At 35.7% G+C, this 21,867-nt stretch carries 20 protein-coding genes; 17 read left to right on the top strand and 3 right to left on the bottom strand.

Annotated features, from left to right (window positions below; genetic code table 11):
- The first annotated feature begins 14 nt into the window (after positions 1–14).
- The 4 genes from BCR23_RS06445 (at position 15) to BCR23_RS06430 (ending at position 4,411) form a co-directional block, all read left to right on the top strand.
- The gene (locus tag BCR23_RS06445) at positions 15–539 is read left to right on the top strand and encodes an NfeD family membrane protein (RefSeq protein ID WP_069634669.1); all 525 of its coding nucleotides are present in this window, start codon (positions 15–17) and stop codon (positions 537–539) included.
- A gap of 20 nt (positions 540–559) precedes the next feature.
- The gene (locus BCR23_RS06440; protein WP_069634668.1) at positions 560–2,029 is read left to right on the top strand and encodes a flotillin family protein; all 1,470 of its coding nucleotides are present in this window, start codon (positions 560–562) and stop codon (positions 2,027–2,029) included.
- Positions 2,030–2,206: 177 nt separating this feature from the next.
- Positions 2,207–3,022: a MerR family transcriptional regulator gene (locus BCR23_RS06435; RefSeq protein WP_167352157.1), complete on the top strand. Its 816-nt coding sequence runs from the start codon at positions 2,207–2,209 to the stop codon at positions 3,020–3,022.
- Between the two features lie 57 nt (positions 3,023–3,079).
- Entirely contained in the window at positions 3,080–4,411 is a 1,332-nt protein-coding gene (locus tag BCR23_RS06430; protein ID WP_069634666.1) for a flavin monoamine oxidase family protein, read from the top strand.
- A gap of 98 nt (positions 4,412–4,509) precedes the next feature.
- On the opposite strand, the gene BCR23_RS06425 is transcribed toward BCR23_RS06430, so the two are convergent.
- Positions 4,510–5,103 carry an FUSC family protein gene (locus BCR23_RS06425; RefSeq protein WP_069634665.1) on the bottom strand — a complete coding sequence of 198 codons (594 nt, stop codon included), beginning with the start codon at positions 5,101–5,103 and terminating at the stop codon, positions 4,510–4,512.
- 117 nt (positions 5,104–5,220) lie between these two features.
- Between BCR23_RS06425 and BCR23_RS06420 the strand changes: the two genes are divergently transcribed.
- The 3 genes from BCR23_RS06420 to BCR23_RS06410 all read left to right on the top strand — a co-directional run bounded on the left by BCR23_RS06420 (position 5,221) and on the right by BCR23_RS06410 (position 7,467).
- Positions 5,221–6,186: an aromatic acid exporter family protein gene (locus BCR23_RS06420; RefSeq protein ID WP_069634664.1), complete on the top strand. Its 966-nt coding sequence runs from the start codon at positions 5,221–5,223 to the stop codon at positions 6,184–6,186.
- A 1-nt stretch (position 6,187) separates the two neighbouring features.
- The gene (gene yqeK, locus BCR23_RS06415; RefSeq protein WP_069634663.1) at positions 6,188–6,787 is read left to right on the top strand and encodes a bis(5'-nucleosyl)-tetraphosphatase (symmetrical) YqeK; all 600 of its coding nucleotides are present in this window, start codon (positions 6,188–6,190) and stop codon (positions 6,785–6,787) included.
- 176 nt (positions 6,788–6,963) lie between these two features.
- Positions 6,964–7,467, top strand: a complete 504-nt coding sequence (locus BCR23_RS06410) for an HD domain-containing protein (RefSeq protein ID WP_069634662.1) — start codon at positions 6,964–6,966, stop codon at positions 7,465–7,467.
- Between the two features lie 67 nt (positions 7,468–7,534).
- Here the strand turns inward: BCR23_RS06410 and BCR23_RS06405 are convergent, their stop codons facing one another.
- A complete protein-coding gene (locus BCR23_RS06405; protein WP_069634661.1) occupies positions 7,535–8,890 on the bottom strand; it encodes an MATE family efflux transporter in 1,356 nt (451 codons plus the stop codon).
- Between the two features lie 284 nt (positions 8,891–9,174).
- Here BCR23_RS06405 and BCR23_RS06400 point away from each other — a divergent pair, with 284 nt between their 5' ends.
- The 5 genes from BCR23_RS06400 to recQ all read left to right on the top strand — a co-directional run bounded on the left by BCR23_RS06400 (position 9,175) and on the right by recQ (position 15,626).
- A complete protein-coding gene (locus BCR23_RS06400; protein ID WP_069634660.1) occupies positions 9,175–10,443 on the top strand; it encodes a voltage-gated chloride channel family protein in 1,269 nt (422 codons plus the stop codon).
- 56 nt (positions 10,444–10,499) lie between these two features.
- Positions 10,500–10,778: a UPF0223 family protein gene (locus tag BCR23_RS06395; protein ID WP_069634659.1), complete on the top strand. Its 279-nt coding sequence runs from the start codon at positions 10,500–10,502 to the stop codon at positions 10,776–10,778.
- A gap of 1 nt (position 10,779) precedes the next feature.
- Entirely contained in the window at positions 10,780–11,553 is a 774-nt protein-coding gene (locus BCR23_RS06390) for an inositol monophosphatase family protein (RefSeq protein ID WP_069634658.1), read from the top strand.
- Positions 11,554–11,770: 217 nt separating this feature from the next.
- Positions 11,771–13,597: a translational GTPase TypA gene (typA, locus tag BCR23_RS06385; RefSeq protein WP_069634657.1), complete on the top strand. Its 1,827-nt coding sequence runs from the start codon at positions 11,771–11,773 to the stop codon at positions 13,595–13,597.
- Between the two features lie 256 nt (positions 13,598–13,853).
- Positions 13,854–15,626: a DNA helicase RecQ gene (recQ, locus tag BCR23_RS06380; RefSeq protein ID WP_069634656.1), complete on the top strand. Its 1,773-nt coding sequence runs from the start codon at positions 13,854–13,856 to the stop codon at positions 15,624–15,626.
- A gap of 68 nt (positions 15,627–15,694) precedes the next feature.
- Here recQ and BCR23_RS06375 read toward each other — a convergent pair whose 3' ends face one another.
- On the bottom strand, positions 15,695–16,474 hold the full coding sequence (locus tag BCR23_RS06375; protein ID WP_069634655.1) for an ABC transporter ATP-binding protein: 780 nt from the start codon (positions 16,472–16,474) through the stop codon (positions 15,695–15,697).
- A 157-nt stretch (positions 16,475–16,631) separates the two neighbouring features.
- On the opposite strand from BCR23_RS06375, the gene BCR23_RS06370 reads away from it, so the two are divergent.
- The 5 genes from BCR23_RS06370 to BCR23_RS06350 all read left to right on the top strand — a co-directional run bounded on the left by BCR23_RS06370 (position 16,632) and on the right by BCR23_RS06350 (position 21,452).
- Complete coding sequence (locus tag BCR23_RS06370) at positions 16,632–17,201, top strand: YceD family protein (RefSeq protein ID WP_069634654.1); 570 nt, start codon at positions 16,632–16,634, stop codon at positions 17,199–17,201.
- Between the two features lie 56 nt (positions 17,202–17,257).
- Complete coding sequence (gene rpmF, locus BCR23_RS06365) at positions 17,258–17,437, top strand: 50S ribosomal protein L32 (RefSeq protein WP_069634653.1); 180 nt, start codon at positions 17,258–17,260, stop codon at positions 17,435–17,437.
- Positions 17,438–17,681: 244 nt separating this feature from the next.
- A complete protein-coding gene (gene gndA, locus BCR23_RS06360) occupies positions 17,682–19,103 on the top strand; it encodes an NADP-dependent phosphogluconate dehydrogenase (RefSeq protein ID WP_069634652.1) in 1,422 nt (473 codons plus the stop codon).
- A 148-nt stretch (positions 19,104–19,251) separates the two neighbouring features.
- Entirely contained in the window at positions 19,252–19,938 is a 687-nt protein-coding gene (locus BCR23_RS06355) for a response regulator transcription factor (protein ID WP_069634651.1), read from the top strand.
- An 11-nt stretch (positions 19,939–19,949) separates the two neighbouring features.
- Complete coding sequence (locus BCR23_RS06350; RefSeq protein ID WP_069634974.1) at positions 19,950–21,452, top strand: HAMP domain-containing sensor histidine kinase; 1,503 nt, start codon at positions 19,950–19,952, stop codon at positions 21,450–21,452.
- The last annotated feature ends 415 nt before the right edge of the window (positions 21,453–21,867 follow it).

Genomic DNA, 21,867 nt, shown 5'->3' with positions numbered 1-21,867 from the left:
AAAGGAGTGAGAACGTGATACAAGGAATTCCGATTGAAACAATTTATCTTTATCTTTTAATTATTTGTGCAGGAATTGCTGTTTTATTGGTGATTTTTGGGGATGTATTTAATTTTGATGGACCAATTGATCCAATGCTAGTTATACCATGGCTAGCTTTTACTTCATTATTTGGTTATTTAGGCGAGCGTTTCTTTGAATGGAATCATTTGATACTGTTTTTGGTAAGCGGAGCAATTGCTTCGATACTCGTATTTTTCTTGAATTTTTATGTGTTGATGCCAATGAAAAATGCGGAAGCAACCATTTCAATTTCTGAAAAAGATCTAGAAGGCAATACTGCAACAGTTGTTACCCCAATTCCAGTTAGTGGAATGGGAGAGATTCAATTTAAAAGTGTCACAGGTTCAATCAGCCGCCCGGCAGCTTTCTATGCCCCTCAAGATCAACCAATCGAACGAGGAGCGCAAGTACTGATCATTGAAGTCAGAGAACGCGTTTGTTATGTAGTTCCCTATAAAGGGAGTCTACAATTATAAAAAAGAAGGGGTAGAAGAAAATGGATTTAGGAATTTTGGGACCAATTGTTCTGGTTGTTTTTATTTTATTAATGCTGTTGATCGTTTTTATTTCAAAATATCAAACAGCTAAACCAGATGAAGCGTTGATTATTAGTGGGAGTTATTTAGGTAGTAAAAATGTACATGCAGATGAAAGCGGTAATAAAATCAAAATTGTTCGTGGTGGAGGAGCGTTTGTATTACCAGTGTTCCAACGATCAAACCGTATCAGTCTACTTTCAAGCAAATTAGATGTATCCACGCCAGAAGTGTATACAGAACAAGGTGTTCCAGTTATGTGTGATGGAACATCAATCATTAAAATTGGTTCTTCAGTGGAAGAAATTGCAACAGCAGCGGAACAATTTTTAGGTAAAACACGTGAGGAGCTTGAAAACGAAGCCCGTGAAGTATTAGAAGGACACTTGCGTTCGATTTTAGGTTCAATGACTGTGGAAGAAATTTATCAAAACCGTGATAAATTCAGCCAAAGTGTGCAAGAAGTTGCTAGCGTGGACTTAGCTAAAATGGGTCTAATCATTGTATCGTTTACTATCAAAGAAGTTCGCGATAAAAATGGTTATTTGGATTCTCTAGGTAAGCCAAGAATTGCCCAAGTTAAGCGTGATGCAGATATTGCAGAAGCGGAAGCTTGGAAAGAAACACGTATCAAAAAAGCCGAAGCTGAAAAAGAATCACAACAAGCTGAATTACAACGTCAAACTGAAATCGCAGAAGCATCGAAAGAAAAAGAACTGAAATTAGCAACATACAAAGAAGAACAAGATATTGCTAAAGCCAAAGCTGACCAAGCGTACAACTTGGAGACAGCCAAAGCTCAACAAGATGTTATTGCACAAGAGATGGAAGTTAAAGTCATCGAACGTCAAAAGCAAATCGAGTTGGAAGAAAAAGAAATTATTCGTCGAGAAAAACAATACGATTCAGAAGTGAAGAAAAAAGCCGATGCAGATCGTTATGCAAAAGAACAAGAAGCATTAGCTCAAAAAGCTCGTGAAGTTGCCGAAGCCGAAGCGGAACGTTTCCGTGTTGAATCTTTAGCGGAAGCTGAAGCGAATCAAACACGTTTAGCTGGACAAGCCGAAGCGGAATCTATTTTAGCTCGTGGTGCTGCCGAAGCCGAAGCAAAACAAAAAATTGCGGATGCCTTTAAAGAATATGGGGAAGCTGCAGTGTTAAGCATGGTTATGGAAATGTTACCACAGTTAATGAAAGAAGCAGCTCAACCACTTAGCAACATTGATAAAATCTCTGTTGTTGACACAGGTGGTGGCGGAGAAAATGCTGGTGCCAATCGTATTACCAACTATGCGACAAACTTGTTAGCTGGAACACAAGAAACGTTAAAAGAAACAACAGGGCTAGATGTAAAAGAATTGATTGAGAACTTCTCTAAAAAAGGAACGAACAGTAATGTAAATTTCTATAGCGAAGATGAAGGTAAATAATCATTAAAAGCGACGTAGAGTTACTACATTTTAAGTGTAGGACGACTCTACGTCGTTTTTACATAGACAAGCATTCTTGGGCAAGTAAATAGATAGTATAAAAGAGTTCTGTTACATTATAATGGGACAAGAAATTCAAGAAGCTGTTTTTATAATCCTCAAAGAATGGGTGATAAAATGACAAAAGGTGATTTCACTATAAAAGAAATTGCAAAAATGTATGGCATCTCTACACATACGCTTCGCCATTACGAAAAATTGATGATGATTCAGCCAGAGAGGACGGACAATAATTATCGTTCATTTTCTGAAAAAGATATTTATAATTTAAATATTATTCGAGATTTAAAAGAACTAGGTGTACCCTTAAAGACGATTCAGTCTTATCTAGAAAATCGAACAGTAGAAAATACGACACATCTACTGAGAGAAAATTCAAAAAAGCTTGAAGCAGAAATTTCTTTATTGAAAAAGAAAGTAACAGGAATTACCTCTCGTTTAAAAATTATGGAAGAACTTAAAACTAGAGAAAATCAAATGAACCAGCTAATAATTAGAAAAATAGAGGAACGAAGAGCTTTTCAGAGACTAAGTGAATTTACTGATGAAGCTGGTTTTGAAAAAGAGATGAGAAGCTTATACGGGGAATTACTGGATGTGGCTGAATTTTATCAGTTTCATTATGTCGGAGGGATAATTGATTGGCTTCCACCTGAAAGCAGTATTTATAAAGGTGTCTTTATTTTAGAAAGCAAACTAGTTAGCAATCAGTTAAATCAGTTTATTTTAGAAGAAGGAAGTTATGCTTCATATTTCTATAAAGGAAATTACGAACAGACTAGCAAATATATTGCAAAAATGGAAGCGGAGTTGAAAAGAGAACACTACCGCATTATTCCGCCCTTTTATGAGTTTTATCTGATTGATTTCCATGAAACTAATGACAAAAAAGAGTATTTAACAGAAATTCAAGTGAAAGTAGAAAAGTCTTGACCTTATAATCGTTCTAACGTTTATACTTTTTTCATAAACGTTTAAGGAGGTCTTTATATGAATACTAAGTACGATGTAGTAATAGTAGGTGCAGGATTTGCAGGGTTATCTGCAGGATTGGCTCTCAAAGAAAAAGGTGTGAAAACCTGTATTCTAGAAGCGAGAGATCGAGCTGGGGGACGTGCAGAGACAAAGTGGCTGGATGAAGGCATTCAAATTGATTTAGGCGGACAATGGATTGGCCCGACGCAAGATCGTATGTACGAATTGGTCGAAAAATATAAAATGAAAACATTCTCAACACAACTTTTTGGAAAAGAACAATACTATTACTATAATGATTTATATGATCAAGCTCCAGATGAAATGATGGGCATGTTTGATGTGATTGATGACCTAGCAAAGAAAGTTAATCTGGAAGAACCTCAGAATAGCCCGGATATTAACTATCAAGATAGAATAACACTTGACGCATGGTTGAGTACACAAACAAAAGATGAAGAAGTTGCAGAATTTTTAGGTAGAATCTTAGCTGGAGGACTATTGGCATCGGATGCCGGAGAAGTTTCTCTTTTTCAAATGTTATATTACATTGCTTCAGGTCAAGGAACTGAGATTCTTTTAGGGTCAGAAGGAGGAGCGCAGCAAGATCGTATTGTTGGTGGTCCGCAAGCCTTGGCAAATAAAATGGCTGAAGATTACGGAACAGAATTAAAGTTTAATCAAGTAGTTCGAACGATTACAAAAATGGATCAGTTGTACTTTGTGGAAACAGAAAATGGAAATTGTTACGAAACGAAATTTGTACTTATGGCGTTACCACCAAGCGTTATAAATTCTAAAATCACTTTCGTACCTGAATTACCTACAATGAAGAAAAAAATGCTTCAAAATGTTTTACCTGGAAGTGCTTCAAAATATCATGCTGTGTATGACAAACCGTTCTGGCGTGAAAAAGGCCTATCGGGTCAATTTAATTTAAGCCAGGGGTGGATTATGGAGTCCATTGATAATTCCAATGAAAACAGAGAAGAAGGGATTATTACATTTTTTATTTATGGTATTGACTCTATAAAGTTGAATGAATTGCCAGAAGAAAAACGTAAACAGTTGCTAATAAAAGAACTAGTAAGAATATATGGTAAAGAAGCTAGTGAACCAAAACATTTCTTAACACAAGATTGGAATGAAGAACCCTTTACCAATGGTTGTTTTACAGGGCGCTTTGCGCCATGCGGCTTTATAAAATATGGAGAGTTTATTAGAAAAGAGACAGGCGGTATCCACTGGGCTGGAACGGAAACAGCAACTGTGTGGAATGGATATTTTGAGGGAGCTGTAAGATCAGGTGAAAGAGAAGCTGAAAAAATAGTGAAAAAAATGAAATAAGACTCTGATAACCTTTGTAAGGTCGCCAATGTTAGATCAGATAAAAGAGTGAGAGCCATAATGAGATAGTGTAAATCTCATTGTGGCTCTCACTCTTTTTATTCTTTTTGTTGATCTTCTATTTTTGTTTGAATCTTTTGTTTGAGTTCTTCCAATTCTTTTTCTTTCTGTTCTAGTTCAACCAAATCCTCTTCAATTTCACGTTGTTCTTCAATTGGCTTTGGTTTGAAAAAGAAATTAAGGCCAATGCCAATAAAAGTTCCAATAAAAGTGTCGATCACTCGTGATAAAGCAAAATAAACTGATTCACCCTGAGGAATACTCAAAGAAATCAATAGCAATGTTGCGATTGCTGAGATAATTCCCGAATTGTTGTTCATACCGTCAGAAACAACGATTACCACAATCACTAAAAAAGGCAGTAAAAATAACTCAACCAAAAAATCATGGGAAAAAAGATCTTTCACCAAAAAATAAACAATTGCCAGTCCACCACCTAAAGTATTGCCAAGAATTCTTGACTTACCAAAAGAAAGGCTGGTAGTTAAATCTTGCCTCAATGAAAAAACAGCCGCCAAAGCTGCGATCATCGGTGCTCCCCGATCAAATACTTTAAATAAAATAATACAAAGCATCACAGCCAAAGCTGTTTTCAATGTACGCATGCCTAAACGAAAAGGACCGACTTCCATGAGCTTTCTCTCCTATTAATAAAGATTTAATCAGTTTTCTATTTAATGATAACCGAAATAGAGGTAAAATTACTAGTATTAATACCAAACATTAATCATTTTGTGAGGAGCAGTCATATGAAAATTGGATTACGAACAATCAAAACAGCAGTGAGCGCAACGTTATCAATGATTGTTGCAGGAAGTTTTGGGTTATTGTATCCTGCATCAGCAGGGATTATTTCTGTATTGAGTGTGACCAATACGAAGAAAACTTCCTTATTAACAGGACTTTATCGCTTACTTTCTTTAGCTTTAGCCACAGTTATTGCCTATCTTTGTTTTACTATTTTGGGATTTAATGCAGTTGCGTTTGGCGTTTATTTACTTTTATTTATTCCAGCAGCGGTTTATTTTAAGTTGTCGGATGGGATTGTTGTAAGTTCAGTTTTAGTGACTCAATATCTAGTGGAAAATGATCTGTCTTGGAGAATTATTGGTAACGAGTTTTTCTTAATGACTATTGGTGTGGGCTTTGCCTTACTCATGAACTTGTATATGCCGGATACTGAAAAGCGTTTGAAAGAAGACCAAGAAGTCATTGAAGCCATGTTCCGAAAGATCTTAAACAACATGGCAGAATATTTAAATCAACATGGTAAAGAGAGAAACTTATTTGAAAAATGTAATGATCTGAAAGCTTTTATCCGAACAGGAGAAAACTGGGCGAAAAAACATGCAGAAAATCAATTGATTTCTTCAAATCATTATTATATTGAGTACTTTACGATGCGGCGGTTGCAAAGTAATAGCTTAAAAGACATGTTACGAATTTTGAATGAAATAACAGTTGAACCAGAACAAGCAGGGAATATCCAGGAACTACTTCAATATACGGCTGAAACATTTGCTGAAAATAACGATGGACAAGAGATTTTAGATAAAATTGAGCAAGTCTATGAAATCTATCGAAAAAAAGAACTACCTAAAACGAGAGAAGAATTCGAAAATCGGGCTAAGTTATTTCAATTGTTGCAAGTATTTCAATCTTTTATAGAGATTAAGGCAGAATTTGCCAAACATCAAAATGAAGGAGGGAAATAAAATGAACCGAGTAACAATAGACCTGCCTGAACTTACAGAAGATCTGTATAATGATGTTAGATTATATTTGGGTGAGATGCACCAAGCAGTTGCTAGTCATTCTATTGAAGTTGCTATATGTGCTAGACAACTCGCTAAGCGTTTTAATGACGATCAGCGAGCTGCTGAAATCGGCGGATTACTTCACGATATCAGTGCAGTTATTCCAAATGAAAGAAGAGTTGAGCTTGCTGAATTGCTAGAGATCAACGTACTTTCTGAAGAACGAAAACTTCCGATGATTATTCATCAAAAACTTTCAAAGTATATGGCTAAAGAATTATTTAGAATAAAGGATGAATCAATACTGTCAGCTATAGAGTGTCATACCACATTAAAAAGAGATTTTTATCAGTTAGACATGATTGTCTTCTTAGCTGATAAAATTAAATGGGATCACTCAGGTGAACCGCCTTATTTGGAAGAATTATTGACAGCTTTGGACATCTCTTTAGAAAAAGCCTCACTAATCTATCTCGACTATTTATTTAATTCTGAACCAGCAGTTATTCACCCATGGGCGAAAGAGGCACAAGAAAAACTAAGAAACATCACAAATTAACAGATATAAATCAATATAGTCATGAAGCAAATATTAAACTTTAGTTACGGAATTCAAAAATCCTAGTATTTTGAAAACCAAGGTGCTATACTTTCATCAAGTTTAAAAATGACCGTATCTTATAATTTGTAAAAATAGAAATTTAATAAGTCTCTAAAAAGGTGGAACCAGAATTAATGACTGAAAAATGGCGTGAAGATCAAGAATATATGTCTTATGTGGAAGATTTGTTGGAAAAAGAAGAAGTGCAACGTTTAGGTAACTACACGCAGCATGTTCACTCAACTCGTTTAGATCATTCAATCAGCGTTTCTTATTATAGTTATAAACTAGCTAAAAAATGGAATGGCAATGCTAGAGCAACTGCTCGTGCAGGATTATTGCATGATTTATTTTATTACGATTGGCGTACAACTAAGTTCGATGAAGGTTCTCATGCATACATGCATCCTAGAATTGCTGTGAAAAATGCAGAAAAACTAACGGAACTTTCAGATCTAGAACGTGATATTATCATCAAACATATGTGGGGGGCAACAATTGCACCACCGAAATATAAAGAAAGCTACATCGTTACAATGGTTGACAAATATTGTGCGGTTAAAGAAGCTTCTGAGCCGATGACAACTTCAGTAAAAAATAAGTGGCGTCAGTATTTTGGCAGAAAACAATCTGTATAATAAAAAAACGATCGATTTTCTTTTTGAGAATCGATCGTTTTTTTGTTTCAGCTAGATAATTGGAAAACTAGTCTATCTTGGTCGCTTGTTCATGCTCTAATTTTTTTAACCGTTTGATTGATTTGAAGTAAGAAGCAAGTAAAACAACTACAGAACCTGCCCAAGCAAGTGGAGAAGCAAACGCTGCTCCGACGAATCCCAAAGAAGCTGTTAAAATAATGGCTGCAAATGAACGCATAATTAATTCCATAATCCCTGCAATTGTCGGTATCACACTTTGTCCAAGGCCTTGCAACGCATAGCGGATGATAAATAAGATCGCTAATAGCCAGTACATATTACCATTTACATTGAAATAAATTTGAGATAAGTGAAGAACCTCGGTTTCTTTTCCGCTGATAAAAAGGGTAACGAGATTTTGTCCAAAGAGAATAACGATTCCACCTGCCAATAAACTAAAGCCGATACTCATTACAAGGGCTTGATTAACACCTTGTAAAATCCGCTTATATTTTTTAGCTCCATAGTTTTGGGCAGTAAAAGTTGCCATAGCTATACCAAAGGACATCATCGGTTGTGTCGCAAATTGTTCAATTTTTCCTGAGGCTGCTTGAGCAGCGACAACATCTGTTCCTAAACTATTTAAAGCTGCTTGTAAAATAATAGCGCCAATTGCGATGATCGAGGACTGAAAAGCCATTGGTAATGCAATATTTAAATGAACACGAAAGTCATGTCGATCAATAGAAAAGTCTTTCTTACGTAATTGAAGATTAGGGATTTTCCAGCGAATATAAAGCACACATAAAACGCTTGAAATGATTTGAGCTGTGACCGTAGCTATCCCAGCGCCAGCAACCCCCATATGAAAATTAATAATTAAAATTAAATCTAAAACAACGTTAATAATACTAGCGATAATCAAAAATAGAAGAGGTGTTCGACTGTCTCCCAAAGCTCGAATCACATTTGATAGCAGGTTAAAAGCCATTGCAGCAAAAATTCCAAGAAAAATAATTGAAATAAATAGTTGAGCATCATCAATGATCTCTTGGGGCGTTTGCATAAGTAAGAGCATGGGACGGACAAAGATTAAACTCAAAGCAGTTAAGACAATTGTTACGATCCCACTAATTATAATCCCAGTTGCAAAGCTTTTTTTTACACCGCGATAATCTTGCCCACCAAAACGTTGTGACGTTATAATAGATAAGCCGGCAGTTAACCCTTGAGCAAAACCAATGATTAAAAAAGTAATACTTCCAGTAGAGCCTACAGCTGCTAGTGCATCTTTTCCTAAGGTTTGTCCAACGATGATCATATCGGCCATATTATAAAATTGTTGAAAAATATTACCGATCAATAATGGGATGGTAAATAAGAAAATTAATTTTGCGGGATTCCCATGTGTTAAATCTTTCAATGAAAACATCCTTTCATTTTTGAGAGAATAATCCATCAGTAGACTTTCTCTACAGCTTTACCAGGAAACAACGATTTAATATTTCTAAAGAGTGAATAGATAGAAAAATAAAAAATTTCCTATTTATAGTAGCATACTATTTTGGTTTTGCAAGAAGGAATCAATTTGCAGACAGAGTATTCATTTCTTTCTCATTTTTTTATCAAAAATTGTTATAATTGACCAGTAGTGATTTAAGAAGTGTTATTATAGAATAGTTGATATACTTTAAGGAGCTGAACAGAATGGAAGGCAAATTACATACACCAGTCAAGATAGGTGTTTACATGATTAAGTGGTTGATGATCTCATCATTAATTGGCTTAGTAATGGGGGCGTTGTCTGCATTTTTTCTAAAAAGTTTGGATGTAGTGACAAAGATGAGATTGGATAACCCTTGGCTTTTATTGTTGTTGCCATTCAGCGGTGCTATTTTCGCATTCTTATATAAAAGGTTCGGAGGAAATTCGGTTCGAGGAAACAACCTTGTGATCGATCAAGCGAATGGAGAACAAGAAAATATTCCATTACGATTAATTCCTTTAACCTTATTTGGTACAATCACCACACATTTGTTTGGCGGCTCGGTTGGTCGAGAAGGGACAGCTGTTCAAATGGGCGGAACAGTAGCGGATGCTATAGGACGTCTTTTTCGTTTAGATAAAGTTGAAAGACAAATTATAATTATTAGTGGAATCAGCGCAGGCTTTAGTTCTGTTTTTGGCACACCCTTAGCAGGGACGATTTTTGGATTAGAAGTTTTAGTAATCGGTCGCTTACGATCAGATGGACTTTTCCCGAGTTTCTTTGCTGCTTTTTTTGCAAATTTTGTGACAGAATCCTTCGGTGTAACACATACACATTATGCCATCGGCCGAATTCCTGATTGGTCACTGATATTGTTCATTAAAGTCATTATTGCTGGTATTTGTTTTGGTTTGATTGGTTGGTTATTTAGTCGTTCAATCGTGTTTATTAAAAAGGTTTATGCGAACTGGTTTAAACATGTTGTTTTGCGAAACTTCATTGGTGGAGTTGTTGTAGTCGCCGCTGCTTTTATCTTGCAAACTCACCGCTATTTGGGGTTGAGTTTACCATTGCTGAAAGATGCATTTAACGGAGATGGTTTTTGGTTTGATTTTATAGGTAAGCTCTTTTTCACAGTGTTATCTTTGGGCGCAGGTTTTCAAGGGGGAGAAGTAACGCCTTTATTTGAAATTGGTGCGACTTTAGGTAGTAGTTTAGCTATAGTTCTTCATCTTTCAATCCCGTTTTTGGCAGGATTAGGCTTTATAGGTGTTTTTTCTGGAGCGACAAATACGCCAATTGCCTGTTTTATTATGGGAATCGAACTATTTGGTAGTGAGGCGGCATTATTTTTATTTATGATTTGTTTGATCAGTTACATGTGTTCAGGAAATGCTGGGATTTACTCTGCGCAAAAAATTGAAGTAGAGAAAGGTGTTTTATTCTTACCTATTTTGTCGAGCTTAAAAAGGAAGAAAATTGAGTAACCGATCATAGAAATATATTTTTAGATATTATGAAAGTTAGATAAAGAGGTGAAAACATGAAAGATTATCAATACCCTTTAGATTTAGATTGGTCCACAGATGAGATGGTGATTGTTACCAATATGTGGTCAGCGGTGGAAGAAGCGAATGAATCAGGAATCGATACCAGAATTTTTTTGAATAAGTACAAAGAGTTTAAAATGGTTGTCAAAAGTATCGGAGAAGAAAAGCGTTTAGGCAATGAATTTCAAAAAGCATCTGGTTATTCGTTATACCGAACAGTTCAACAAGCAAAAAAACAAGAGTCAGGTAGATTGAAATTAGGAGTTGATTAAAATGACGAAGGAAAGAATGATCATTGAAATCAAAGAGTGGTTAAAAGAAGCAGCTGGTTATATCCAAGTCAGTCTAACCAATCAACTAACTGTTTCACAAAAATCAGGTAGAACAGATTTGGTCACAAATATTGATGAAGAAACGCAAGCGTTTTTTATAAAAAAAATCAATAAACATTATCCAGATGATCGAATTTTAGCAGAAGAAAAAGAATTTAATACGATTGATTCTCTATCTGGTCGTGTTTGGATTATTGACCCCATCGACGGTACGATGAATTTTGTAATGGAACAGGAAAATTTCTGTATTATGCTTGCTGTTTTTGAAGAAGGCATTGGACAGTTGGGATTTATTTACGATGTAATGAGAGACGAATTATACTGGGGTGGTAAGGATTTTGGCGTCTTTTTGAACGATCAGAAAATGAGTACACCCAAAAACTTATCTTTATCAGAAGGCTTGTTGGGAATGAATGCGTATATGTATGGCGAAAACATCTATTCTGCTAAAGAAATCGGTCGTGCAAGTATGGGCATTAGAATAAGTGGCTGTGCTGGAGTTGAACTGATTGCAATGCTAAAAGGAAATCATATTGGGTATATTTCCAATTTAAGTCCTTGGGATTATGCTGCAGGTTTAGTTTTACTAGAGGAGTTTGGTTTTAAATATTCTAATATAAAAGGAACTAAGTTATCGTTTTCTAAGCGAGAGTATTTTTTAGCAGCAACACCTAAAGCATACGAAGACATTCAAAAGCGTTTGTCTTTTGAATAGTTCGACTGAAAAGACACTAGAAAAACGTTAATCAATCGAAAAAAGCAGTTGATTTTTATCAGAAATTATGTTAATTTTTCAAAAAATAGTAATAAAATATGAAATTTTCATAACTTTTGAAAGCTTTAGACTATATTTCATGAAAAAAATTTGCTATAATAAACAGTCGGATTTAATGAACAAGTGACGTAAGGCAAAAGGATAAGGAGCAATTACATTGAAATACAGAGAAGATATTAGAAACGTGGCAATTATCGCCCACGTCGATCATGGTAAAACAACATTAGTAGATGAATTATTGAAACAATCACAAACTTTAGATGGACACACACAATTGCAAGAACGTGCGATGGACTCAAACGCTATTGAAAGCGAACGTGGAATCACGATCTTAGCCAAAAATACAGCAGTTGATTACAACGGCACTCGTATTAACATTTTGGATACACCTGGACATGCTGACTTCGGTGGTGAAGTAGAGCGTATCATGAAAATGGTAGATGGTGTAGTTTTAGTTGTTGATGCCTACGAAGGAACAATGCCTCAAACACGTTTCGTGTTGAAAAAAGCATTGGAACAAAAAGTAACACCAATCGTTGTTGTAAATAAAATTGATAAACCATCAGCGCGCCCTGAACACGTTGTTGATGAAGTCTTAGAATTATTCATCGAATTAGGTGCGGATGATGACCAATTGGATTTCCCAGTTATTTATGCATCAGCTTTAAATGGAACTTCAAGTGATTCTGATAACCCAGAAGATCAAGAACCAACAATGGCACCAATTTTTGACCAAATTATTAAACATGTACCAGCACCAATTGATAATTCAGATGAACCATTACAATTCCAAGTATCATTGTTAGATTACAACGACTATGTTGGACGTATTGGTATTGGCCGTGTTTTCCGCGGAACAATGAAAGTTGGAGACCAAGTTGCTTTAATGAAATTAGATGGCAGCGTGAAAAACTTCCGTGTTACTAAAATCTTTGGTTTCTTTGGGTTACAACGTGTTGAAATCAATGAAGCTAAAGCAGGCGATTTGATTGCCGTTTCTGGTATGGAAGACATTTTCGTTGGTGAAACAGTTGCTGACGTAGCACACCAAGAAGCTTTGCCAGTCTTACACATTGACGAACCAACATTACAAATGACATTCTTAGTAAATAACTCTCCATTTGCTGGTCGTGAAGGTAAATACGTAACTTCTCGTAAAATTGAAGAGCGTTTGATGTCAGAACTACAAACAGATGTATCATTACGTGTAGAACCAATCGGTCCAGATTCTTGGACAGTATCTGGTCGTGGCGAATTGCATTTATCTATTTTGATTGAGAACATGCGTCGTGAAGGATACGAATTACAAGTTTCTCGTCCAGAAGTTATTGAACGTGAAATTGAAGGCGTGAAATGTGAACCATTTGAACGTGTTCAAATTGATACTCCAGAAGAATACATGGGTAGTGTTATCGAATCATTAAGCCTACGTAAAGGTGAAATGCAAGATATGATCCATACTGGAAATGGTCAAATTCGTTTGATCTTCTTAGCTCCAGCTCGTGGTTTAATTGGATATACTACTGAATTCTTGTCAATGACGCGCGGATACGGTATCATGCACCACACGTTTGATCAATACCTACCTATGATTCAAGGATCAATCGGCGGACGTCACCAAGGTGCGTTGGTGTCTATTGATACAGGTAAAGCAACTACTTACAGTATCATGAGTATTGAAGAGCGTGGAACAGTCTTTGTAGAGCCTACAACTGATGTTTACGAAGGAATGATCATCGGTGAAAACAACCGTGATAATGACTTGACTGTAAATATTACAAGAGCAAAACAAATGACTAACGTTCGTTCTGCAAACAAAGACCAAACATCAGTAATCAAAAAAGCAAAAATCCTTACATTAGAAGAATCATTAGAGTTCTTGAATGAGGATGAATATTGTGAAGTAACACCAGAAAGCATTCGTTTAAGAAAACAAATTCTTAATAAAAACGAACGTGAAAAAGCAAGTAAAAAGAAAAAGTAATTTTGTAGATTACCAAGATGGAACAAAACGATTTAAGTTTTGTTCCATCTTTTTTGTGGATAACTTTTAGTGAATAGTCAATAAAATTGCGTATCTTATTATAGAAAGCTTGAAAAACAAAGGTTTTGATTTTTAGAAAAAATGAAGAATTGTTTCACGTAATCAAAAATGTTTCACGCCAGAGGGAACCCTCTCTTGAATTGCCTAATAGCCCATGCTAAAATAACTACCAGATACAAAGAACGGAGAGAATTTCATGATTGACATTAAAGCCTTATTAAAAGAAAAATTTGGATATGACGAATTTCGTCAAGGACAAGAAGAAATCATCAATCATGTTTTACATAAAGAAAAAGTTTTGGGTATTATGCCTACGGGTGGCGGAAAGTCGATTTGTTACCAATTACCAGCACTTATGTTGGATAATTTAACTTTAGTAATCTCGCCATTGATTTCTTTAATGAAAGACCAAGTAGATGCGTTAAATATGATGGGAATCCCAGCGACATTTATTAATAGTACGATTTCACAACAAGAGATGAATAATCGTGTTCAAATGGCTGTGAATCGTGAGGTGAAACTTTTGTATGTAGCACCGGAACGTTTAGAATCTTTTGACTTCCAACAATTATTGCTACATGTTCCGATTGATTTGTTGGCGGTGGATGAAGCGCACTGTATCTCTCAATGGGGACATGATTTTCGCCCTAGCTATTTACGGTTAGCCGAGATTATTGAACAATTTCAGCAACAACCAACAGTTATTGCGTTGACTGCTACAGCAACGCCTCAAGTGGCAGAAGATATTCTTCAGCAATTGCATATCCCAAAAGATAATCAGGTTCAAACGGGGTTTGCTCGTGAGAATTTGTCATTTCAGGTTGTTAAAGATCAGAATCGTGATGTGTTTCTTTTGGAGTACTTGAAGTTGAATCAAGGACAATCGGGTATCGTATACGCCAGTACTAGAAAAGAGGTAGAACGTATCTATCACTTACTTCAAAGCAAAAAAATAGCGGTTGGTATGTATCATGGTGGTATGAATGAAAAAGAGCGTAACAACAATCAGGAACAGTTTTTATTCGATCAGATACAAGTGATGGTTGCAACCAATGCATTTGGTATGGGGATCAATAAAAGTAATGTGCGTTTTGTAATTCATGCTCAAATCCCTGGAAATATTGAGTCTTATTACCAAGAGGCAGGACGTGCAGGACGAGACGGGTTGCCAAGTGATGCGGTTTTACTTTATGCACCACAGGATTTGCAAATTCAACAATTTTTTATTGACCAGTCTGAAATGACAATTGATTATAAACAAAAAGAATATATGAAATTAAGAGAAATGTCTCAATATGCAAACGCACAAATGTGTTTGCAGAAGTTTATTTTGCGCTATTTTGGAGAGAAGGGTACCGAGTGCGGTCGTTGTTCTAATTGTTTGGATGAAAGGGAACTGGTTGATATTACAGTGGATGTCCAAAAAGTTTTGTCTTGTGTGAAACGAATGGGTGAAAAATTTGGGAAAGGCTTGGTTGGTAAAGTGTTGACTGGATCAAAGGACCAAAAAATCGATCAGTGGCATTTCAATCGTTTACCTACCTATGGATTAATGAAAGATCGTACCCAAAAAGAAGTGAATCAATTAATCGACTATCTTACAGCTGAAAGATATTTGAATCCGTCTGATGGTCAATATCCGTTGTTGTCTGTTTCACCAACTGGTGTTCAAGTACTTTTAGGTCAACAGACAGTTTTTAGGAAAGAAGATCAACGTGTTCGGAAAGTTGCCGCTATTAATGACGGTCTCTTTGAAGCTTTAAGAGAATTACGGATGGATTTAGCGCAAGAAGCAGGAGTGCCGCCATATCTAATTTTCTCAGATAGTACATTGAAGGAAATGTGTGAAAAACTCCCTAAAAATTCGATTCAATTACTTCAGGTAAAAGGTGTCGGGCAAAATAAATTGGATAAATATGGAGAGCAGTTTTTAACGGCGATTGAAACATTTAAACAAACAGAAGAATGATTCGTATTTACTATGTAAATATAGGAGAGGAAAAAAAGTTAGATTTTTAAATCTAACTTTTTAGTACTTTATTTGGGATAAACGGCAAAACGCTTGTCTTTTAGTGGAATAATTTGGATCGGTTCAGCATAAAAGGTAGCTAACTTTTCTTCATTAAAAAGTTCTTTTTGTGTTCCTTCAGCGAAGATCGTTCCGTCTTTTAGAAGCATTAAATGATTAAAACATGGGAGAATTTCTTCTGTGTGATGGGTGACGTAGAGTAATGTGGGATGATCTTTTTGCTCTGCGATCTGTTGAATCTGAGACAATAACTTTTCTCGAGCAAATAAATCCAAACCATTACAAGGCTCATCTAGAATCAATAATTCTGGATTGGTCATTAATGCTCTGGAAATCAGAACTAATTGACGTTCGCCTTGAGATAAGACTTCATATTTTTTCCCTATGAGTGATTCGCCACCAGCATTTTTTAAAATGTTTTTTGCTTGCTCTAATTCTTCTGGAGTGTAGTGCTGATAGATACCGATGCTGGCAAACTTTCCAGAAAGAACAATCTTTTCAGCTGTTTCTCCATTTTTCATACGGTATTGCAAGGCTGTGCTGACCCAGCCGATTCTTCGTTGTAGCTCTGGAATAGAAGCGCGACCAAATACCTGATTTAAAACGGTCAATTTTCCCTTTGATGGCCATAAATAACCGCAAATCAATTGTAAAAGTAATGTTTTTCCGGCGCCATTCAATCCAAGGATCGCCCAATTTTCAGCTAATCCAACTTTCCAGCTGACGTTATTTAACAGTGTCTTTTTATCCCGAATAAAAGAGACATTTTCAAATTCAAATGCGTTCATACAACTCCTCCTTGTCTTTATTTTACCATTAAAAATGAAGAATAAAACCAAGAAGTTTTGGAAAAAATGAAAGAAGAAAATGCTGTCAAGAAAATTTCATTGACAAAGCTTTCATCCCCCTGTATAATTGCTTTTGTTGCGTTATGAGGTGATGAATATGAAATGGTCTTTACTAGAACTAAACAAATACAAAGACAAACCATGTGAATTTTCAGAAACACTTGATTTAAAAGCGTCTCTGATGAAAAGAGATGATCTGATTCTAGATGTTAGTCCTGCTAAAGCAACCGGGATACTAACTGTAGGAAAAGAAGAGTATTTGCTTCATTATAGAATTGATGTTATTGTAACAGTTCCATCTTCACGTTCGTTAACACCTGTTCCGCTAGCAATGACGATCGACGTTGATGAAGTCTTTATGACCCATGAACAATATCAGAGCAAAGATGAACGAATGCCTGATGAAGAAATCATCTTGTTGGAAAAACCAACGATTGATTTAGATGAGTCCGTCGAAGATAACATTCTTTTGTCTATCCCGATTCAAGTATTATCAGAAGAAGAGCAAATGAGTCATGATATGCCAAAAGGCAATGACTGGGAAGTTCTATCAGAAGAAGCTTACTTACAGAAGAGACAAGAAGAAGCACAAGAAACAATGGATCCTCGTCTTGCTAAATTATCTGAATTATTCAGTGAAACAACTGATGAGGACGATAATCAGTAAGATTGGAATATATCGTGCATTTAATGCACGCATCTTTACAAGGAGGTGGAACACCAATGGCAGTACCAGCTAGAAGAACTTCTAAAGCTAAAAAGGGCAAACGCCGTACTCATTACAAATTAACTATCAAAGGTTTGAATGCATGTTCAAATTGTGGTGAAATGAGAAAAAGCCATCACGTATGTCCAGCATGTGGTCATTACGATGGAAAAGACGTAGTCTCTAAAGAAGCATAAAACATTTTTTTGAAAATGTTAAAATCCCCTAGGCTAACCATGGAGCCTAGGGGATTTATTTTTACTAAAAATATCAGATCTATTTGATCAATTGGTCTAATTATGGAGATTCCAAAAAATAAAAAAGAATAAATCAAATTAATCAAACTATTTTGTTTTCATATCAAGCATTCTACGTTATAATGATGTAGATTATAAGAAAATTCTAATGAACTTCTTTTCAAAGACAGTGGGAGGATACAAGATGACAAAACAACAATTTGGCGTAGTCGGAATGGCCGTAATGGGGAAAAATTTAGCCTTAAATATCGAAAGTAGAGGGTACTCAGTTGCTCTATTTAATCGTACAGGTTCAAAAACGACAGATGTCGTAGAAGAACATCCAGATAAACACTTTAAAGCGACTTACACAATTGAAGAGTTTGTAGACTCTATCGAAAAACCACGCCGTATTATGTTGATGGTTCAAGCAGGTTTTGCAACAGACGCAACTATTCAAGAGTTACTGCCTCATTTAGATAAAGGTGACATTTTGATCGATGGCGGAAACACATTCTTTAAAGATACGATTCGTAGAAATGAAGAATTAGCTAATTCGGGAATTAACTTCATCGGTACTGGTGTTTCTGGTGGTGAGGAAGGGGCATTAAAAGGACCTTCTATTATGCCTGGTGGTCAAAAAGAAGCCTATGAATTAGTTGCACCTATTTTAGAAAAAATTTCAGCTAAAGCCGAAGATGGAGAACCATGTGTTACTTATATTGGTCCAAATGGTGCTGGTCACTATGTCAAAATGGTGCATAACGGAATTGAATACGGTGATATGCAATTGATTGCTGAATCATATGATTTAATGAAAAATATTCTTGGCATTTCCGTTGATGAAATGGCTGAGATATTCAAAGAATGGAATCAAGGCGAACTAGATAGCTATCTTGTAGAAATCACAGCCGATATTCTAACTCGTAAAGACGATGAGGGTACAGGCAAGCCAATCGTTGATGTGATTTTAGATGCTGCAGGAAATAAAGGAACAGGTAAATGGACAAGCCAAAGTGCGTTAGATTTAGGTGTACCACTACCATTGATTACAGAATCTGTTTTTGCCCGCTTCATTTCTGCTTATAAAGATGAACGTGTTAAAGCAAGTAAAGTTTTGGCTAAACCCGATGCAGTTGAATATCAGGGAGATAAAAAAGAACTGATTGAGAAAATCCGTGAAGCTCTTTACTTCAGTAAAATCATGAGTTATGCGCAAGGCTTTGCTCAATTGCGTGTAGCTTCAGAAGATTACGAGTGGGACTTACCTTTTGGTCAAATTGCTAAAATTTGGCGTGAGGGCTGTATTATCCGAGCTCAATTTTTACAAAAAATCACAGATGCATACGATAAAAATCCAACAATTGAGAATTTGTTGTTAGATGACTACTTTATTGAAATTACAAAAAAATACCAACAATCTGTTCGTGATGTTGTGTCAATTGCTGTTCAAGCGGGTGTTCCAGTTCCAACATTTGCTTCAGCTATTGCATACTATGATTCTTACCGTTCAGAACGTTTACCAGCAAATATCATTCAAGCACAAAGAGATTACTTTGGTGCTCATACGTATCAGCGTGTTGATAAAGAAGGAACATACCACTATAGTTGGTATAACGAAGAATAATATGTTGGAGGACCATGGGATTTAAAGATTTCTCATGGTTTTCTCTCCAATTGATATGAAAAATAGGTTGTTACTAGCTTTTTGAGTTAAAAGTGGGTATAATAGGTAGGCTTTAAGATAGCTTTTAAAGAGAGAGGACAAATAACCAATGAGTAATATTCTAATTATTGAAGATGAAAAGAACTTAGCGCGTTTTGTAGAACTAGAGCTGAAACATGAAGGTTACGTTGCAGAAGTTCACTACAATGGCCGTACAGGTTTAGAAGCGGCTTTAAATAATGATTGGGATGCTATCCTTTTAGATTTAATGTTGCCTGAATTAAACGGGCTTGAAGTTTGTCGACGTATACGCCAAGTGAAAAATACACCAATTATCATGATGACTGCACGCGATTCTGTGATCGATCGAGTATCTGGTTTGGATCATGGAGCGGATGATTACATTGTAAAACCATTCGCTATAGAAGAGCTACTAGCTCGTTTACGTGCTTTGCTTCGTCGAATTGACATTGAAGGTGATAAGAACGTAGCCAAACAAACTACAATTACTTATCGTGATTTGACGATTGAAAAAGAAAATCGTGTGGTTCGTCGTAATTCTGAAATGATCGAATTGACTAAACGTGAGTATGAATTGTTGTTAACATTAATGGAAAATGTCAATGTTGTTTTAGCCCGTGATGTACTGTTAAATAAAGTTTGGGGATATGAAACAGAAGTTGAAACCAATGTTGTTGATGTGTATATTCGTTATCTGCGTAATAAAATTGATGTTCCAGGGGAAGAAAGCTATATTCAAACCGTTCGTGGAACAGGATATGTGATGCGCTCGTGAAAGCGATGAAAATGAAAAGAGCAGCAAAAAAAGAACTGAAGGGGCCTTCTTTGACAATCAAGTGGGCTTCTGCAAGTTCTTTCTTCATATTTGTTGTATTTACCATCTTTGCTGTGATTACATATAAGTCCTCTGTTAATCTTATTGTTGAAAAAGAGCGTGAAAATGTAGAAAGAACAGTGGCTGAAGTTGGTAATCGACTATCCAATATTGAAGATAATTTGACAGTATCAGATGTATACGAAAAATTAAAATCACCTAGTGTTGAAGAAAATGAACTGAACAACAAAAAAGTATCTGTAGAGGGTTCGTTGATGGAAATGGACACCATGCTTTCTGAACTAGGTCAACCAGCGTTATTCCTATCGGTGTATAATTCACAAGGAACGCTTGTATTTGAAACTCAAAAAGTCCGAAGTGAGCTGCAAAAAAAAGAGAAACAAGAAGCTGAAATCAAAACATTGGATGATAAAACAGGTTTCTTGATCATTCAACCAGTCTACTCAAAAGAAAATAGGGAGCAAACAGGTTATATCCAGGCCTTTTATGAACTATCTTCGTTCTATGATATTAGAAATCGATTATTAATCACCTTGATTGTTTTGGAAATCATTTCATTGATCTTAAGTAGTGTATTAGGATTTATTTTATCTTCATATTTCTTAAAACCATTGAAAGTTTTGAGAGATACTATGGACACAATCAGAAAAGATCCCCAATCTGATATTCACATGCCGGATATCCATTCAAATGACGAATTGGCGGACCTTGCTGAGATTTTTAATGAAATGCTGGATCGTATGAGGCGATATATCGAACAACAAGAACAATTTGTGGAAGATGTTTCCCATGAATTACGAACGCCTGTTGCAATTATTGAAGGACATTTGAATTTGTTGAATCGCTGGGGTAAAGAAGATCCAGAAGTATTAGATGAATCTTTGGAAGCGAGCCTACAAGAAATTGTTCGAATGAAGAGCCTTGTCCAAGAGATGCTAGACTTATCTCGTGCAGAACAAGTGGATGTTCAATATTCAAATCGGACATCGAATGCTAAGCAAGTTGTTTATCAAGTGTTTAACAATTTTAGAATTTTATATCCGGATTTTGTTATTACTCTGGACGACGATTTGTTCCAGGAAGTAACATTAGGTATTTATCGGAATCATTTAGAGCAACTTTTAATTATTATTTTAGATAATGCAGTGAAGTATTCGACGACACGTAAAGAAGTCCATATATCTATATCTAAAACTTTAAGTGAGTTTGAAATTGCTATTCAAGATTTTGGAGAAGGAATTCCAGAGGAAGATTTAGATAAGATTTTCAATCGTTTTTACCGAGTAGATAAAGCTAGAGCTCGGAATAAGGGTGGTAATGGATTAGGATTGTCAATTGCTAGGCAATTAGTAGAGAACTACAAGGGAAGAATAGACGCAGAAAGTGTTGTTCATCAAGGGACGATTTTTAGAATATTTATTCCAATAGTAGATAAGAGAGAGACACTAGAGTAGAGGGTGAAAACCTCTGCTCTTTTTTCACGAATAATTTGTCTCTGTAGGAGATCAATGTTACAGGAAAAACGAATGCTCAATTGAAGTTTGAGATGTTTGTTCGCTAAGTGAAAAAAGAATTGAAAATAGGCATTTTCTAGTTGCATTTTACGATAAGTCTTGTTATATTTATACATGTTCTCGTGATTATATTTTATTCATTTCGAGTGTTTAAAAAAAATATTTTTTTCCTCTTGACGAAAGAAAGGTAATCATGATAGAATAACAAAGTTGTTAATTCAAAAACAACTAAAACATCTTTGGAAATCAGGAAAAAATTTGTTGACAAATAACAAACAACCTGATAAACTAATGAAGTTGTCGCGAAACAATCGATAACATCAAGCAGAAAAAAACTTTGAAACTTTTGAAAAAA

Origin of the sequence: Enterococcus quebecensis, from assembly GCF_001730365.1 — a bacterium.
Lineage (GTDB): Bacteria > Bacillota > Bacilli > Lactobacillales > Enterococcaceae > Enterococcus_L > Enterococcus_L quebecensis.
This window is presented reverse-complemented; position numbering and strand designations above follow the sequence as displayed.

What these genes read in the sequence shown, in the direction of transcription:
- BCR23_RS06440 (WP_069634668.1), top strand. Translation starts at nt 560, where the DNA reads ATGGATTTAGGAATTTTGGGACCAATTGTTCTGGTTGTTTTTATTTTA.
- BCR23_RS06435 (WP_167352157.1), top strand. Translation starts at nt 2,207, where the DNA reads ATGACAAAAGGTGATTTCACTATAAAAGAAATTGCAAAAATGTATGGC.
- BCR23_RS06430 (WP_069634666.1), top strand. Translation starts at nt 3,080, where the DNA reads ATGAATACTAAGTACGATGTAGTAATAGTAGGTGCAGGATTTGCAGGG.
- BCR23_RS06425 (WP_069634665.1), bottom strand. Translation starts at nt 5,103, where the DNA reads ATGGAAGTCGGTCCTTTTCGTTTAGGCATGCGTACATTGAAAACAGCT.
- BCR23_RS06420 (WP_069634664.1), top strand. Translation starts at nt 5,221, where the DNA reads ATGAAAATTGGATTACGAACAATCAAAACAGCAGTGAGCGCAACGTTA.
- yqeK (WP_069634663.1), top strand. Translation starts at nt 6,188, where the DNA reads ATGAACCGAGTAACAATAGACCTGCCTGAACTTACAGAAGATCTGTAT.
- BCR23_RS06410 (WP_069634662.1), top strand. Translation starts at nt 6,964, where the DNA reads ATGACTGAAAAATGGCGTGAAGATCAAGAATATATGTCTTATGTGGAA.
- BCR23_RS06400 (WP_069634660.1), top strand. Translation starts at nt 9,175, where the DNA reads ATGGAAGGCAAATTACATACACCAGTCAAGATAGGTGTTTACATGATT.
- BCR23_RS06395 (WP_069634659.1), top strand. Translation starts at nt 10,500, where the DNA reads ATGAAAGATTATCAATACCCTTTAGATTTAGATTGGTCCACAGATGAG.
- BCR23_RS06390 (WP_069634658.1), top strand. Translation starts at nt 10,780, where the DNA reads ATGACGAAGGAAAGAATGATCATTGAAATCAAAGAGTGGTTAAAAGAA.
- recQ (WP_069634656.1), top strand. Translation starts at nt 13,854, where the DNA reads ATGATTGACATTAAAGCCTTATTAAAAGAAAAATTTGGATATGACGAA.
- BCR23_RS06375 (WP_069634655.1), bottom strand. Translation starts at nt 16,474, where the DNA reads ATGAACGCATTTGAATTTGAAAATGTCTCTTTTATTCGGGATAAAAAG.
- BCR23_RS06370 (WP_069634654.1), top strand. Translation starts at nt 16,632, where the DNA reads ATGAAATGGTCTTTACTAGAACTAAACAAATACAAAGACAAACCATGT.
- rpmF (WP_069634653.1), top strand. Translation starts at nt 17,258, where the DNA reads ATGGCAGTACCAGCTAGAAGAACTTCTAAAGCTAAAAAGGGCAAACGC.
- gndA (WP_069634652.1), top strand. Translation starts at nt 17,682, where the DNA reads ATGACAAAACAACAATTTGGCGTAGTCGGAATGGCCGTAATGGGGAAA.
- BCR23_RS06355 (WP_069634651.1), top strand. Translation starts at nt 19,252, where the DNA reads ATGAGTAATATTCTAATTATTGAAGATGAAAAGAACTTAGCGCGTTTT.
- BCR23_RS06350 (WP_069634974.1), top strand. Translation starts at nt 19,950, where the DNA reads ATGAAAAGAGCAGCAAAAAAAGAACTGAAGGGGCCTTCTTTGACAATC.